Genomic DNA, 15,469 nt, shown 5'->3' with positions numbered 1-15,469 from the left:
CTGCTTATTTCGAATCTGCAAACCCTAGAGTGCACATGCCGGAATGTTAACGTTACGCCGCTGGTGGAGTCGTCAAGGGCTTCGGTTAATTCTGATTGGCTTGGCGCTATCCTTTGCCTGGGGGCTGAAACAGTCTCAGGGTGGAGCGGTGTATGAACTTTACCGCTTGCTGACCCTCCCCTTTCAACCCCAAGAAGATACGCAACAGCTCGTTCTAGAAAATGCCACTATTCGAGAGCTTCAAAGCCGAGTTGTGGAACTGGAAAGCCAAAACCAGAGCCTGCGCCAACTCATTAATTATCGAGATGGCCAATCCAAGGGGATTGTTGCCCCCGTCATTGGCCGTAGCGCGGATCACTGGTGGCAGCAAGTCGTTCTAGGACGTGGAAGCAATGATGGCATTAAGGTTGGAGACGTGGTATCTGGAACGGGGGGCCTGGTTGGTCGGATAACCCAGGTGACACCCAATACCAGCCGGGTATTGTTAGTAACAGATCCAACAAGTCAGGTTGGAGTAACCATTAGCCGTTCCCGTGTAGTGGGCGTTATGCGAGGTCAGGCGGGCAACCGTGCGGTTATGCAGTTCTTTGAGAAAGTGCCCGATGTTCGTCCGGGAGATGTGGTCGCAACGTCTCCTATCAGTCACTTAATGCCTGCGGGGTTACCCGTTGGGCAGGTAGAGTCTGTAGATTTGCGTAAGAGCCCAGCTCCAGAAGCAGTCATTGAGCTTTCAGCTCCCATTGGTTATCTGGACTGGGTGATTGTGACGTCAAATTCTAAATCTCAGGATTGGTAGCGGAGGTGTCTGCCTGTGTTTGACCCCTATCGCTGGTCCCCTTTGCAGCGGCGATCGTTCAATTGGGCTGTTACCATCTTCTCTATATTGGTCTGTTTGCTGATCATGCCAACCCGGTTCCCAGGCATGGAGCTGCTAGGCGTTGGCCCAAACTGGATGTTAATTTGGGTCGTCGTTTGGAGCGTTAATCGCACGGCTTGGGAAGGCGCGCTGGCAGGCCTAATTCTTGGTCTGATTCAAGACGGAATGACAACGCCTCATCCGAGCCATGCGGTTAGTCTGGCGATCGTCGCTGTTTTAACAGCCCGTATTCGTAAGCAGCGTTATATTCAGGAAGACTTCATTTCCATTGCCCTCATTGTATTTGGCATGGCTGTAGTCGCAGAAACAGTCGTTGCTCTACAGTTCAGTCTGGGCAGCATCCGGGGAGTATCTGAAACCTATCCAACCATTGGTGAAATCTGGCTGTTTCATCAGCAAATTGCCCTCTGTTCGGCCATTTTAAGCAGCCTGTGGGCTCCGGTCATCTACTACCCTTTGAAACGTTGGTGGCAGATGATAGAGACCATTGAACAGGCCCAGATGGGTTAACCGTCGTGAGCAAAGGCTAAAGGCGGTGAGGCATGCCCCTCAGCCTTTGTCCTATTGAAATCAGGCCCGAAAACCGCACGCCTTTGGCGCGCGGTTTTCGGGCATCAAAGCCAAGAGTTCACGCCCGTAGGGCGTGAACTCTTGGCTTTGATGCCCATACTGAGAATTGCTGGCATTAATGTTGTGTGGTGTGCAAAGTACACCGCACAACATTAATGCTTTAACTAGGGTGAGCGTACGTAAATCCTATTCCTATAGTGCTATGCACATTGATTAAGTACGGTGGTGTAGCACCTCGTGCCTCACACCACCGTTACTGTACTTACCGCGCTTGCCCGTTGCTATCTTGAAAAGAATTAGCAAAATGGCTCCGCAATATCAAAGAGAGTGAGGGCTTATCCACACTCTCTTTGATACATGAGAATTTTTTAGCCAACTAACACGGGAAACGCTTCCGTCTGGTAAACCAGGTAGTGAGCGGCTGAAAGCAGATCATGGTGAATACGGGTTGGCTGGAAGCGATTTAGATAGGTTTGGCTGCGAATGCCTGATGTAACAGCGATCGTGCGAATGTGGTTGGCTTGGCCTGCCAGTACATCAGCCTCAGTGTCCCCAATCATCCAGGCATGAGCATTGGGTGAAATGCCATAGTCAGCCATCACTTGCATAAGCAGAGCATTTTTCTGCTCAGCCTGATTGTGATAGGCCGCATCCTTGTCATGGGTTCCGCGAATATCAGTAAAGAGCCGAGCTAAACCATAACTTTGCAAAATTTGCTCAGCCTGCTGTTGGCATCGCAGGGTCACTAGAAAAAGCTGCGCTCCCTGAGCGTGCAGTAAAGACAGAGCCCAACGAACACCAGGCTGTAGAGTATCTCGATGGAGTAATGCAGGCTGATTAACGATATGAGTTACCCGCTGTAAAAATGCATCGAAATACTCAGCTGGCAAACCCGATCGCATTGCAATTTCGAGATCAGGCACTCGATTTTGTTTCATGTGCCAGAACTGTTGTTTATCCAATTGATGGATAGGGAGAGCGGTACCTTGAGCATGACAGTCAGCTTGAACATCTGCCAAGGCCAACAGATAGGTCTGATAGTATCGCTCAGATACATCAAGAATTGGCCCATCAAAATCACAGAACACAGTCATCGGAGCGCAAGTGGATGTTCTCTTGGCACCGGGAACCATGGATATTAATCTTTGGCTAATAGCAACTACGTTCCCCATCCGAGTACGCTGAATCGAATTAAATTTAAATACTTCTTCACAATATCACAATTTCATAAGGTGCAAAAAAACTAACTGCTTTGACTAATAAGTTAATCTTATGTATCAGGTTTTACCTAAGCACCTAGGCCCACAAGGATTGGCTCCATCACTAATTTCGTCCTCTCACACGCAAGCCATAGCATTTTTCAATACCAACCTTCTCGTCGTGTTGAGCCTGATAGCGGGTCCTGTTTCAAATGTGTGGATGAGATGTGGTGAAAGGGGTACTTCGTACCCCTTTCACCACATCTCATCCACACATCTAGAACACTACCTTGGTAGCGTAAGCAACGCTAAGTCCTACGATGAGAAGATCGCCTCGCGTTCCAGAAGCAATGTTACAGGCCCATCATTTTCAATAGAAACCTGCATCATTGCACCAAATCGTCCTGTCTCCACCCGTAGACCACTCTGCCGCAGAATTAACACAAAGGTGTTGTACAGTGCTTCTGCGGTGCTAGGAGGAGCAGCCTGGTCGAAGGAAGGCCGCCTTCCCTTGCGACAATCGCCATAGAGTGTGAATTGGCTGATAACGAGCAATTCTCCGCCAATCTCCTGAACCGAACAATCGAAGCGATCGCCCTCCTTTCCTGAGAATATCCGCAAATCCAGACACTTTCGTGCCATCCACTGCAACTGTTCCTCAGCATCCCCTTCTGCGATCCCAACCAGTAAGTTTAGTCCCCGTCCAATCTGTCCTACGACTTCTCCATCAACTACAACTTGTGATGACCGTACCCGTTGAATAACTACTCGCACTGTCCTATTTCCTTCTTAGAATTGAGGTTAACTCACACGGCAAAGACTTTAAATTCTAATCAAACTAAATCCGCAGCAGGCAAAAAAAGAAGGTGGAAGCAAAGCTTTCACCTTCTTTTTGCCCTATAAGGCTATTCGTTGATGACCTATGCCTGCCGCTTCTGTAAGACAGGGTTATCCGAAGGTAGGGCAATCAAGTTATCTGCATAGGAGCAGATCAGCCCGCGTTGACGGAGTTTGCCCATCAGGCGGGTAACAGTAACACGGGTGGAGCCGATCGCGCTACCAATCTGAGCATGAGTCAAAGTCCAGGGAAGATAATAGCCATCGTCAAAGGGCTCACCAAACTCTTCAATGAGCAGAGTAATAAACCCTAGCAACCGATCAATCGTCCGCCGCTGCCCTAGGGTGCTAAGCCAGAGCAGTTTGCGCTGGTGTTGATGACGGAAGGCGTCTAACACTTCGCGACGAAAATGAGGCCAATGGTCTAGGTCGTGCCAGTACAGCCAGATGACTGAAGTTTGATCAACATGGGCGAAGGCTTGCAGGGTAAAGGGCGATTGCACCACAATCTCAAAGGGTTGCCCAGCCCCAACAAAACCTAAAAATGCCTCCTCAGCCTCTAAAGGACGAGAAATGCGTGAATTACTGCTGGATGCACTCACCTGAGCTTCACCCACCAAGCGAATCGATCCCCGTTCAACTAGATAAAGCAAGCCAGGACGAGCAGGGATTTTTTCGTCTTTCGTAAAAGACCGACAACGATAATGCTCCTGAGCCCAATCGGTGATCCGTTGCCAGGTCAAGAAGGGTCTGGAGGAGTCTGATGGGGATGTGATGGGATACATAGATACTCACTCGTCGGTATCAGTAGAAGTGCGCGATGGCGACTGCACTTTGAAAACAACACTCGTCAGCTGAAGCCGAATATGCAAGGAGCCACACTTACCCAAACTGACCACAGTATATTCGCCTTTAATCTTAACTATAGTAAGGAAAATTACGGAGTCCAGATAAATTGCGACACATATGTCCTGTTCAGTTCATCAAAAATTAATAGTTGAATACTAGGCTTCTCTGTGTTTTCACAGAATCGAACTCAGGCTCAGGATGATTCCTGACGATATTTGTGGCAGCATTGACGCCAATTTACGTAAATTTCACAGATTGAATTCAATGTTTTATTAAGACTTTATGAAGAGTAAACACTCTTTAAAGTTTTTTTAATTTCGGATGCGGATGCTCAACACTTCAAGATTGGGCAATGGCAATGTTTTACGTTTGCCTGGAAAATTTTTTGACATGGACAAACTTTAAGTTATTGAGTACTAGCGCCCCTTGCACTCCACGATTCGATTACAAACTCTCCTAAACCAGCAGGTACACACCATTCTGGAAGAGACCTTGAAGCTATTGCCTCAGGAGTGGTGCGACTTATTCCCTTCCAGTAGTGCTAGCGCTTGGGAGAAAGTTATGGCTGATCTGGTGGCATCTAATGCGATCAGGCGTGTACGCCGAACAGAAGCCATCATTTATCAATGGGCGATCGCCCCTCAACTCAGTCCTCTACTCTCTATACCTAGCGCTACTATCGCTCAGAAGCTGGTAGACCTTCTTACACATGGCTCTAAACCACTTGTAAGAAGCGATCCCGGGTACAAGCTGCGAGCTGAAATTTGGGTAAATTGTCGCGTGACTGTCTATGCTCATCACTTGATTCAAATTGAGGTGAGCGATCGGGCTCTAGCAAGCTGGTTACAGCAAGTTATTGCGTTACCAGACCTAGAACTTACGCCCTCCGTCTTCCGTAGAGAAGACAGTGCAACCTCCAATCGACGGTCGCTGGAGGGTATATTTCCGCTGCAAGCCGCTCATGCCCGATGCTGTTCATTACTTCGTCTAGGGGAGCGGGAAGGGCTTATAAAGATCTACCCAGCAGACGAGAAGAGTTTGCCTCAGAGGATAGATTGGCCTAATCCCCTTTCCTGGCTTCAGGAAGAGGGCCAACTGAGACTGGTTCACCCCAGTGAGCGGTACTTACTTGTCTCTGGGGTTGAAGTTTTGGGCGATCGCACATTTTCCCCAAGTCAAATACATTTCAGCGAACGTTTTTTTGCATTTGACGCAGCTTGTCGCATTTTGGGCGAGATCAAAGCCCACGCCCCTCAGTTGGCTCAGGCCCGTTTAGGGCTCATTCTTTTCAGTCGTCACTGTCTCGCGCAGAGTTTGGAGATCCAGGGAATAGAGCCTCTTTGTGAACTCTGAAACCTGCATGACTAATGTGTACTATTGTCAGGTTCTGATGACTTTTTCAAATAAGAGCTGACAAATCCAATCATCGTCTGATAGAGTGGCGGATGTGTGAGGAGCGAACCAGCGAGAGCACCGAGACGAAACACGGTCAGTCGTCGGTGCTCTTTCTGACATTTAAAGAGGTTACTTCCTCTAGAAGGCGAAAGAACAGCTCCTTTAATATTTTTTCAATATGAAGATGGGCCTAATGCTTTACGTTCTGCTTAGACGGAACGTAAAGCATTAGGCCCATCTTCAGTAGACCTCGTGCGTGAATCGTTGTGTGGCTTCGCCACGCAACGATTCACACCCTCAAAACCGATTCATGCAGGAGGTCTACTATTGAAACAGATTAGGTTAATAGGAATTTTTCAATAGCAACGGCGGCACCGCTCGCTTCTACACTGGGTGCAACCCACTGCGCCATTCTTTTAACAGCTTCGGGGGCATCTCCCATGGCGACGCCAATCCCGGCATATTCCAGCATTTCCAGGTCATTCAGGTTATCACCGATGGTCATGACTTGATCCGCCTCTAATCCCAGCAATTCCTCCGCGATGTATCGTACCGCCGTTCCCTTATTAACTTGGGGGTTCGTGGCCTCCAAAAAGATATCTACAGACTTGGTGAGGTAGATATCTGTTGGGGCATAGCGTTTTTTGAGCAGTTGCCAGAGTTGATCAATCAGATCGACATCCGAGCTTTGCACAAGAACTTTGGTGGGATCAACAGTGAGAAGCTGGCGCAGATCGCCAACTGCATGAGCTGCAACAGACGATCGCTCAACGTAGCGCTCCGTTTCCTCTAACATTTCGCGCACGTAAAGCTGGTCGTTGATATAGAAGTGGATAGAGAGGCGATCGCGCAATTCTGGCTGCTCAAAAAAATCCAACAGCTCATGGGCATACTCACGGGAAAGCGTCCAGTGGCGATGGACTTCGTTTGTCTGTGGGTCTTGAATCCAGGCTCCCTGGTAAGCCATCAAGGGTAGGGTAGAAGCGATCGCCTGATGAAAGCGAAGCGCAGATTGATACATACGCCCAGTGGCGATCGCGACTTGTATACCCCGCTCTTGAGCGGCCTGGATAGCTTGTAAAACTTTCGCCTCAATTTGATTGGAATGCCCGACCACGGTGCCATCCAGATCCATGACCAATAGCCGAATATCTTTCATTATTTTGGGAACTAAAAAGTTGAATGAGAAGAATTGAATTGTTAGGTCATCCACGTTTCAATTTTCCATTCATGACTGTAGCCCGTTTTGAGAAGCCTACGTCAGCCTGGTCATGTTTCAAACGTATGGATGGGGTGTGGTGAGGGAAATACTTCGCGCCCCATTCACCACACCCCATCCATACGTCTAGAACACTATCTGTCAGCACTACAGCGCTTTCAAACGCTTAAAATCTAGTTGCTTTTGTGAGAGCCGCACTCCGCGCGGTTCTCACAAAAGCAAGCGCGGCTGATTCAGGTACAAAGCGCTGTCATACGAACGATGGGTCTCCTGAAGTAGACTGCCTGCCCTTAAGCGAACCCATAAGGAACGGAAATTTCAGCTTTTATTAACAGGGTTTTCAAGCAACCCTTGTTAGGATTTTGCCGACTTCAAACAGAGGGACCGACATGAGTACGACGCAGGTGCTTGAATTCATGCACAAGACGGCGGCAGATATTACCCTGCAACATGAGCTAGAAGCATTGCTTGGAGTTGGCGATGGCAATATTAGCAGCGAAGCTGAATTAGATACGGCTGAAACCGAAGCCCTCCTTGGGGATCGTGCTCCTACTGTGACTGAATTTGCAGCTAAAAAGGGCTATCAGTTCTCTGTCGATGAATTAGTAATCGTCGTTAGTGCGTTTCAGCGACATCATTCTGGCGAACTATCTGATGAGGCTTTTGCCCAGTTAGTAGGCAGCGCCTCAGCTCAATCGGTCAATTCTTCAGCACTGCGGCGACTGACCCAATTTCTCAGCAAAACCTATTTGGGAATCGATCTGAAGAGTTAGGTGTCAAAACCCATCAAAAAGTTAAGCCAGAGCTAAAACCCTTGGCCTAGACAGTTTTGTTCTACAGCCTTACGCAATCTATGGCCTTTATTGCGTTAGTTGTCCCCAATTCAGGATAGGCTGACGTGCTCATTTTGGCATGCGCAAAGCGCACGCTAAAATGAGTGTTTTCGAGTGCCGCGCGTTGCTCAGCACTCGAAAACGCCCTTAACTCGAACTCATGCCCTAACTAAGTTTTTGAAGGGGGCTACAACCGATCGCCCCCTCAAAGCGCAGTTACCTTAGGTGTCAGAGGAATCGTAACGGCCTTCAGGCAAAAGCAGCATGGCATCTCCAAAGGAGTAAAAACGGTATTCCTGAGCGATCGCCTCCTCGTATAAGTTAAGCAACCGCTTGCGCCCCACAAAAGCACTGACGAGCATCATCAAGCTGGATTGGGGCAAGTGGAAATTGGTAATTAAACCGTCGACGACCTGCCACTGATAGCCAGGGTAAATATACAACTCAGTCTTTCCCTGAAAGGGCTTAAGGCCACCATCCTGAGCCGCCCCTTCTAGCGATCGGATTACGGTAGTGCCCACGGCAATGACCCGCCCACCTCGGGCTTTCGTCTCCTGAATTTTTTCGACCACCTCGGGCGAGATCTCCAACCACTCACCATGCATCCGGTGGGTCGTAATATCGTCGACCTCGACCGGCCGAAACGTTCCGACTCCCACATGCAAGGTAATGAAGGTCTGTTCAATGCCCTGAGATTTCAAGTTTTCCAGGAGCTCGGGGGTAAAGTGTAGTCCGGCAGTAGGAGCGGCTGCCGAACCTGGCTCATTTGCGTACACCGTCTGGTACTGGTCAGGGGCAGCCTCGCTACCCGTGATGTAGGGGGGAAGGGGGACAACCCCTATCTCATCCAGCACCGAGAGCAAGGATTGCCCCGCTGGTGGCTCAAACTGGATAATTCGCCCCGATGTAGCGGGGTCAACCGCTAATACCGTGGCCTCTAGTTTGGGGGGCTTATCGTGCTCTTCGTCGACGGGAGTGCGATCGCCAAAAAAGTGAATGCGGGCACCGGGCTTTAACCGCCGTCCTGGCCGGACCAGGCACAGCCAGCAATTTCGCTCTTTTTCTTCGAGCAACAACAGTTCAACTTTCCCGCCGCCCACTTTCCGGCCGTAGAGCCGGGCTGGAAGCACACGGGTATCGTTCATCACTAACAGGTCACCAGGCCGTAGCAGGTGCGGCAGTTCACGGAAAATATGATGCTGATATTCAGTTTTGGAAGTAACTACGAGCAGCCGAGAGCTATCCCGGGGGACAGCAGGGTTTTGCGCAATGCGCTCTGGAGGCAGGTGATATTGATATGCCGCCAGTTTCAAGTCGTCATCATCAGGGGGTTGAGCAAACATCAGAACACACACACAGAGACTTAAAGCCAGATTAAGGGAAATCCATCAAGTAAAAATATTTTTTACTTGATGGAGAACATTCTCGCAGATTGGGTGAAATCCCCTATAACAAGTGACGTGTTTCCCCTCACCATAATTGCCTTGATTATTAAGAAAATAGAAAAGTAGAGCACAGTATTGGCCTGGGAGCGATCGGGAAGTATGGAATTCGTCTATTACCTCACTAACGCCAGTTTGACCCTGCGAGTGGTAGAGTACCTCCACCAGGCCTTCTGGCTACAGACCCGGTTTTTGACTGTAATCCACCAGATTAACGGTTGGGTCATCAAAATAAAACTCGAAGAATTACTGGATCCTGAGCAGGAGGGTGATTTCCGAGCCTTCTTGAATGAGCTGGGCAATGCCTATGAGCCAGAAAATCGCGTTCGGATGACGTTTTGGGGTTTGGAGATGGGACAATCCCCGATTGAAGTCATGCGGCGTTATCAGGTAGCTGTCGTATCCCACGGCAAACCCAACCGCCAGGAAATTGAAGAATTTCGTAAGCAGTTCGTAACAGGGTTAGGATATTGTCCTGAAACATTAACCTAAGCCGCCATTTCTCCCTCCATTCTTCAGGCCTACGTTACGGAGAAACCACACCACATTTGTTTCTTCTCAGAAAATAGCAACTCAAGAATTCCACAGCAACACCGCTTATCCATTGGATAAGCGGTGTTGCTTGTCAATTAACGGCGATCGCAGGGGAAGCACAACACCTCAGCGTATTTTCTAGATAGCGCTACGCGTTGAGAACCAGATAGCGTGTTTTTCAAAAACACACTGTCCTAAACAGACCGCGTCAAGCCACAGCAAAAGGAGAGGGTGGGCATTAAGCGCCCACCCTCTCCTTTTGCCGTTGCCTAAATGGCTATCGCAAACACAATTACACCGCTGCCAGGGATGCTAATGGATCAGGAATCGTAGAACTGGGGGCTTCAAACTCCCCGGTTAGTACATATTCCAGCCGTAACCGTAGCCAGGTGATGAACTGAGAATTCGTTGAAACAATGGCCACACTGGGCTGAGGGCATTTGGCCTTAGCTGCCGCAAACTCAGGAGTTTCTAGGAAGGCTGGTTGGCGCACGAGCCAAAAGTCAATGGCTTTTCCCTTTTCTTGATAATCACGATGGCGTTCCTTAAGTACCTCATCGAGAGGTTCTTCCTCTAGAAGAAATTTCTCGCTTGCGAGAAGGTAATAGTAGGTTGTCATACAGCTCCTTGAATCGCTTGTTTCATTTCACGTACAGCCCTCTCCAGCCCCACCAGCACCGCTCGACTAATGATGGAATGACCGATATTTAGTTCTTCCATCCCCTCTAGAGCCGCGACCGGGGCGACATTCCAATAGGTCAGCCCATGACCTGCATTCACCCGTAGACCGTTGGCGATCGCCCGCTGGCAACCCCGGCTCAACACGGCCAGTTCATGAGCATGGCTCACTTCGTTCTGGGCTTCGGCGTAGGTTCCCGTATGGAGTTCCACAAATTGGGCTCCAACGGCAGCGGAGGCCTGAATTTGAACCTCTTCGGGATCAATGAACAGGCTTACGGGAATCCCCGCTCCCTGTAATTGCTCCACGACAAAGCCAATACGAGCTTTCTGCCCAGCCACATCTAAGCCGCCCTCAGTGGTCACTTCCTCGCGCCGTTCTGGCACCAAGGTGACATAGTCAGGGCGAATGTCGAGGGCGATCGCCACCATTTCCTCGGTTGCAGCCATCTCCAGGTTCAGGTGGGTGCGTACAGTCTGTCGCAGAATGCGCACATCCCGTTCCTGGATGTGACGGCGATCCTCCCGCAGGTGAACGGTGATGCCATCGGCCCCGGCCAGTTCTGCCAGAACTGCGGCGGCCACTGGGTCAGGTTCCACCGTACGGCGGGCCTGACGAATGGTTGCCACATGGTCGATATTGACACCCAGAGTAGGCAAAGTGGTCTCTCCCCTTTAAAGACATTCTCTATGATGCCATTGCAGTGGAAGCAATGGATCCGCTTGAAAAAGCTGGGTTTAAACTCGGGTGGCGATTTATCGCGATCGCGACTCCTATCAGGACACAAGAGAGTAGGCACAGCGCGTCTACTCTCTCCATGGGTCTTGAAGGACAAGCTCTAGATGCGCTGGAGAACCCCAGGTTGCTGCAAGTCTGCCAGAGTTCCACTACCTGTACACAACAGCGTTGTTTTCAATTCTGCAATGAGAGCTTCCATCAGTTCATGGAGGGCAGTTTCCGAGGTCGCAGCGGCTTGCAAGAAGGGAAGGGCCAGGCCTCCCAGAGTTGCTCCGAGGGCGATCGCCTTCGCCACATCTAAACCATCTCGCAACCCACCCGAAGCAATGAGCGGCACATGGGGGGCAACCGTTCGAATTTCCGTTAAGCATTCGGCAGTTGGTAGCCCCCAATCACCAAAGGTATTTCCCAGGCGGCGCTGAAGCGGATCTTTCGCGCGCTCCCCTTCAACTTTTGCCCAGGAGGTGCCTCCAGCTCCAGCGACATCAATCGCGCTGATCCCGGCATCCAACAATTTCTCAGCCAAAGAGCCCGATATACCATTGCCCACTTCCTTCGCAATAACGGGAACAGGAAGCTGCTTACAAAGGGTTTTAATTTGGCTCAATAGCCCCCGGAAGTTGCGATCGCCCCCGGTTTGTACCGCCTCCTGCAGGGGGTTCAGGTGCAGAATCAGAGCATCCGCTTCTAACCAGTCCACGATCCGCTGGCATGACTCGATAGTGCAGCCGTAGTTCAGTTGAACGGCTCCTAAATTGGCAAAGAGGGGGATGTCGGGGGCAATAGCCCGCACCGCAAAGGTCGGACGGACTTCAGGATTTTCCAGGGCAACCCGTTGGGAACCGACACCCATTGCAATGCGGTACTGTTGGGCGATCGCGGCCAGACGTTGGTTGATCAGGCGCGCTTGCTCCGTACCCCCAGTCATAGACGAGATCAGGAGGGGAGCCTTGAGTGACTTGCCCAGAAAGGAGGTGGAGATATTGAGCTCATGCCAATCCAGTTCGGGTAGAGCGCAATGGCGAAAGCGGTAGTTTTCTAAGCCACTGGTCGTTTGCCGAAACTGCACATTGTCTTCCAGGCAGACACGAATGTGATCGGCTTTGCGGCTTTGGGTTTCAGTAACGGCTTCCGAGTCCACGGGCAAATTGGCAAACCCCTCCGGGGAAATCAGGGGAGGGAGCGCCTCAACGTTTAACTTCACGGTGTCAGACACAGCTATAAGTGGCTTACATCAAGGGTTTATACGATTATGCTTTGTCAGTCTCCCACGGCATAGATACCCAAACTAATTGCGGCAACATTGCGACACACTTCTGAGGTGCAGCCCTGACACTGCACACTGAGGAGATTTCTGCATCAGAATTTGCCCGTCGCCAGTAATTTTCATTATGAGCTTCAAAGCCGAGAGTTCGTGCCCTACGGGCACGAACTCTCGGCTTTGAAGCCCAAAAACCGCTCGCCTCAGGCGAGCGGTTTTCGGGCTGGATTCCAAAATGAGCATTGCTGGCCCGTCGTGTGAAACTTTATCCGCTTTGTAAGCAAAGTCCCACACGACGGGCAAATTCTGATCATTGCATCCTGTGAAGGGCCGTTGGTGCTGGGAAAGAGGTGGGTACGCTAAGGCTGAATCGCTGAGCGGTAATGGTTATGGGTTTTGTAGTTGCAGGTGTTGTGGTATTCGTTGTGGCTGGAGTGCTGTTCTTTATCCAACGGAACCAGCACAACCGCGCGAACTGTGTGCGAATGGCGCGGGCCGCTACCGTAGCGGAGTTGGAAACCATGGCGAAAGAAATTGCCCAGGAAATTGGTGGCGGCAGTTGGCGGGAGTATGTGAAAGTTGCGGGAGAGATTGTGTGCGATCGCCCTCTCACCGCTCCCCTCAGTGAGCAGCCCTGCGCCCACTACCGCATGACGGTACGCCGAGAGTACGAGGAGCGCGTCACGGTCAAAGATAGCGAGGGCAAAACCCGCGAAGAAACGCAGCGGAGTTCGGAAACCATGTCTACGAATGAGCAATCGGTACCGTTTGTGTTGCGCGATCGCACCGGAACCATTGAAGTCGATTTAGAATCGGCTGACGTTGAAACGATTACTGTTGTTGACGAGTTTCGAGCCGAACAACCTGGGGGTCTCATCTCGTTTGGTGGCTTCACGCTCGCAACGGGAACACCCAGTATGGGCCGCCGTACCCTGGGATATCACTATCATGAAGTGATTCTGCCGTTGCATCGTCAGGCAACTATCGTCGCCAGCATCGTGGATCAGGGTAATAGCCTGGTCTTGAAGAAACCAACAGAGCGGGATAAGCACTTCATTGTTGCCCTCAGAACCGCTGAGGACATCACCAAAGCGGCACAGGACCAAGCGATTCTCCTGCGCCGCATTATGATTGGCTGCGTTGGTTTGGGGAGCGTACTGACCCTGGTTGGATTGGTCAACGCTGTTTTCTAGCAGCAATTTCCATTTTGGAATGAGGCCCTGAAGCCCGCCAGGGTGGGCTTCAAGGCTTTAAGTGTGGGACTCCGCACTCTAAGGGGGCAAAGTCCCACACTTAAAGCTCACAATGAGGATTGCTGGTTTCCTAAAGCAATTCAAACAAACTGGAGGAACTGATGCATCCTCAAAAATACCCCTAACCCAAACAGCGCTTTCTACCAACGCTTCATGACGCTAGAGAAGAACGATTCCCCCAGTCAAAAGTCAAATCACCCGTTTGGGTACCCTGACTAGGCGAGGTTCGCTATAAGGGTCGACACCTACTCTATAGATATGGAAGTTGACTCCTGATTGGCCTGATAAAGGCAGTTGTGGGAGCGAGGGGGGCTCGCTCCCACTTTTTATTGCGAGTGTCGCGTTAGTTAACCTCAGTTCGGGATAAGCTGAAGTGCTCATTTTGGCGTGCGCTTTGCGCACGCCAAAATGAGTGTTTTCGAGTGCCGCGCAGCGCGCGGCACTCGAAAACACCCTTAACCCGAACTCAGGTTAGTTAGGACATCAGGAGAGAATGGGAGCAATACTCCTACTGACTCTCGATGTCCTAACTAACGCGAAGGCTATTCATGTACTAACTATTCTGTACTAATATGCTATGCACTTCATGCACAGCATATTAGTTACAGCAAGTCTGCCAGGGTAGGGTCGTCTTGCAGAGTCTTAATAACTTTTTTGATATCTTGGGTGCGGTCTTTACGAACCACAAGGGTTACTTTGTTATCTCGCACGATAACCACATCTTCTAAACCGATGGTCACAATTAGATCATCATTATCGCTGGAGTAAAGTAACGCTCCCTGAGTATCGAGCCCCACATGGCGGGCCAGTTCTACATTGGGGCTATCGCTCTTGAGTAATCGCTCAATAGCGTTCCAATCACCCAGATCATCCCACGGGAATGTGGCAGGTAGCACACAAGCACGAGCTGTTTTTTCCATTAGGGCATAGTCAATGCTCTGCTTGGGAATTTTTGGATAAATTGATGGGCCTTCCTTGAGCAAGGGTTCCAACACGTAGGGAGCATGGATTTTTAGCTCTTCCAGAGCTACACCTGCCTGGAAGATAAACATGCCACTATTCCAACTGAAACGACCACTTGCAAGAAACTCTTTGGCCGTTTCTACCTCGGGCTTTTCGGTAAAGCGCTGAACGCGATAAGCCGGAAGCTCCAGGTAGTGACCAATCGAGTCGCCCTGTTCAATGTAGCCGTACCCAGTGGAAGGGAAGGTGGGTTGAATGCCGAGGGTGGCGATCGCTCCCTGCTCCTGAGCCAGAGCCGAGGCAGCTCGAAGGGTTTGCTCAAAAAGACTCTGATCTCCAATCCAATGATCAGCAGGGAAGAAACCAACAACCGCATCTTCTCCATAACGCTGAGACGCTTCCAGAGCCGCCCAGGCTACAGCAGGAGCGGTATCTCGCCCCTCTACTTCCACCAACAGGTTAGCCTCTGGCAATTTGGGTAATTGCTCCCGTACCCCTTCTGCGAGGTGAGATGCGGTAATAACCCAGAGGTGCTCCCAATCTCCAGCAAGGGGAAGTAACCGCTCTGCGGTAGCCTGAATCAGGCTGGTTCCACTTCCATCAAGGCTCAAAAACTGTTTGGGGCGGTGCTTCCGGCTCAAAGGCCAAAACCGTTCTCCTTTACCGCCTGCGAGAATAATCGGAATCATGGATACCTTTTCCCTACTGCCATTCGGTTCGCCTCACATCCTACCTGGGTTTCGCCTGGAGACCCGGGGTTTCCCTCGGGTTTTATCAAAATTTTTACGAAATTTGACGGAATACGAGTCCAGAAGGTGTA

At 50.5% G+C, this 15,469-nt stretch carries 15 protein-coding genes; 6 read left to right on the top strand and 9 right to left on the bottom strand.

Going from position 1 to position 15,469, the window contains the following annotated elements:
- The first annotated feature begins 43 nt into the window (after positions 1-43).
- Positions 44-796 (top strand): rod shape-determining protein MreC, encoded by a 753-nt coding sequence (mreC, locus tag NDI52_RS07750; protein ID WP_190774770.1) that lies wholly within the window; start codon positions 44-46, stop codon positions 794-796.
- A 15-nt stretch (positions 797-811) separates the two neighbouring features.
- Entirely contained in the window at positions 812-1,387 is a 576-nt protein-coding gene (mreD, locus tag NDI52_RS07745) for a rod shape-determining protein MreD (RefSeq protein WP_190774771.1), read from the top strand.
- Between the two features lie 428 nt (positions 1,388-1,815).
- On the opposite strand, the gene NDI52_RS07740 is transcribed toward mreD, so the two are convergent.
- From NDI52_RS07740 to NDI52_RS07730, 3 genes are all read right to left on the bottom strand, one after another.
- On the bottom strand, positions 1,816-2,541 hold the full coding sequence (locus NDI52_RS07740) for an HAD family hydrolase (RefSeq protein WP_199307899.1): 726 nt from the start codon (positions 2,539-2,541) through the stop codon (positions 1,816-1,818).
- Positions 2,542-2,961: 420 nt separating this feature from the next.
- A complete protein-coding gene (gene dtd / locus NDI52_RS07735; RefSeq protein WP_190774773.1) occupies positions 2,962-3,420 on the bottom strand; it encodes a D-aminoacyl-tRNA deacylase in 459 nt (152 codons plus the stop codon).
- Between the two features lie 146 nt (positions 3,421-3,566).
- Positions 3,567-4,268: a Crp/Fnr family transcriptional regulator gene (locus NDI52_RS07730; RefSeq protein ID WP_190774774.1), complete on the bottom strand. Its 702-nt coding sequence runs from the start codon at positions 4,266-4,268 to the stop codon at positions 3,567-3,569.
- Between the two features lie 490 nt (positions 4,269-4,758).
- Between NDI52_RS07730 and NDI52_RS07725 the strand changes: the two genes are divergently transcribed.
- Complete coding sequence (locus tag NDI52_RS07725) at positions 4,759-5,685, top strand: hypothetical protein (protein ID WP_190774775.1); 927 nt, start codon at positions 4,759-4,761, stop codon at positions 5,683-5,685.
- A 379-nt stretch (positions 5,686-6,064) separates the two neighbouring features.
- On the opposite strand, the gene NDI52_RS07720 is transcribed toward NDI52_RS07725, so the two are convergent.
- Positions 6,065-6,886 (bottom strand): Cof-type HAD-IIB family hydrolase, encoded by an 822-nt coding sequence (locus NDI52_RS07720; RefSeq protein ID WP_190774776.1) that lies wholly within the window; start codon positions 6,884-6,886, stop codon positions 6,065-6,067.
- A gap of 449 nt (positions 6,887-7,335) precedes the next feature.
- Between NDI52_RS07720 and NDI52_RS07715 the strand changes: the two genes are divergently transcribed.
- Entirely contained in the window at positions 7,336-7,719 is a 384-nt protein-coding gene (locus tag NDI52_RS07715; protein ID WP_190774777.1) for a hypothetical protein, read from the top strand.
- A gap of 281 nt (positions 7,720-8,000) precedes the next feature.
- Here the strand turns inward: NDI52_RS07715 and queA are convergent, their stop codons facing one another.
- Positions 8,001-9,122 (bottom strand): tRNA preQ1(34) S-adenosylmethionine ribosyltransferase-isomerase QueA, encoded by a 1,122-nt coding sequence (gene queA, locus NDI52_RS07710; RefSeq protein WP_190774778.1) that lies wholly within the window; start codon positions 9,120-9,122, stop codon positions 8,001-8,003.
- 201 nt (positions 9,123-9,323) lie between these two features.
- On the opposite strand from queA, the gene NDI52_RS07705 reads away from it, so the two are divergent.
- The gene (locus NDI52_RS07705; RefSeq protein ID WP_190774779.1) at positions 9,324-9,713 is read left to right on the top strand and encodes a hypothetical protein; all 390 of its coding nucleotides are present in this window, start codon (positions 9,324-9,326) and stop codon (positions 9,711-9,713) included.
- Between the two features lie 334 nt (positions 9,714-10,047).
- Here the strand turns inward: NDI52_RS07705 and NDI52_RS07700 are convergent, their stop codons facing one another.
- The 3 genes from NDI52_RS07700 to fni all read right to left on the bottom strand — a co-directional run bounded on the left by NDI52_RS07700 (position 10,048) and on the right by fni (position 12,313).
- On the bottom strand, positions 10,048-10,374 hold the full coding sequence (locus tag NDI52_RS07700; protein ID WP_190774780.1) for an MgPME-cyclase complex family protein: 327 nt from the start codon (positions 10,372-10,374) through the stop codon (positions 10,048-10,050).
- Positions 10,371-11,093 carry a pyridoxine 5'-phosphate synthase gene (locus NDI52_RS07695; RefSeq protein ID WP_190774781.1) on the bottom strand — a complete coding sequence of 241 codons (723 nt, stop codon included), beginning with the start codon at positions 11,091-11,093 and terminating at the stop codon, positions 10,371-10,373. Before NDI52_RS07695 ends, NDI52_RS07700 begins: the two co-directional genes overlap by 4 nt.
- Before the next feature lie 179 nt (positions 11,094-11,272).
- The gene (gene fni, locus NDI52_RS07690) at positions 11,273-12,313 is read right to left on the bottom strand and encodes a type 2 isopentenyl-diphosphate Delta-isomerase (RefSeq protein ID WP_190774802.1); all 1,041 of its coding nucleotides are present in this window, start codon (positions 12,311-12,313) and stop codon (positions 11,273-11,275) included.
- 509 nt (positions 12,314-12,822) lie between these two features.
- On the opposite strand from fni, the gene NDI52_RS07685 reads away from it, so the two are divergent.
- Positions 12,823-13,626, top strand: a complete 804-nt coding sequence (locus NDI52_RS07685; protein ID WP_190774782.1) for an E3 ubiquitin ligase family protein — start codon at positions 12,823-12,825, stop codon at positions 13,624-13,626.
- Positions 13,627-14,288: 662 nt separating this feature from the next.
- Here NDI52_RS07685 and NDI52_RS07680 read toward each other — a convergent pair.
- Complete coding sequence (locus NDI52_RS07680) at positions 14,289-15,338, bottom strand: mannose-1-phosphate guanylyltransferase (protein WP_190774783.1); 1,050 nt, start codon at positions 15,336-15,338, stop codon at positions 14,289-14,291.
- Positions 15,339-15,469: the final 131 nt, after the last annotated feature.

The sequence above is a fragment of the Leptolyngbya sp. PL-A3 genome, assembly GCF_039962325.1.
Taxonomy (GTDB): Bacteria; Cyanobacteriota; Cyanobacteriia; order Elainellales; family Elainellaceae; genus Vacuolonema.
This window is presented reverse-complemented; position numbering and strand designations above follow the sequence as displayed.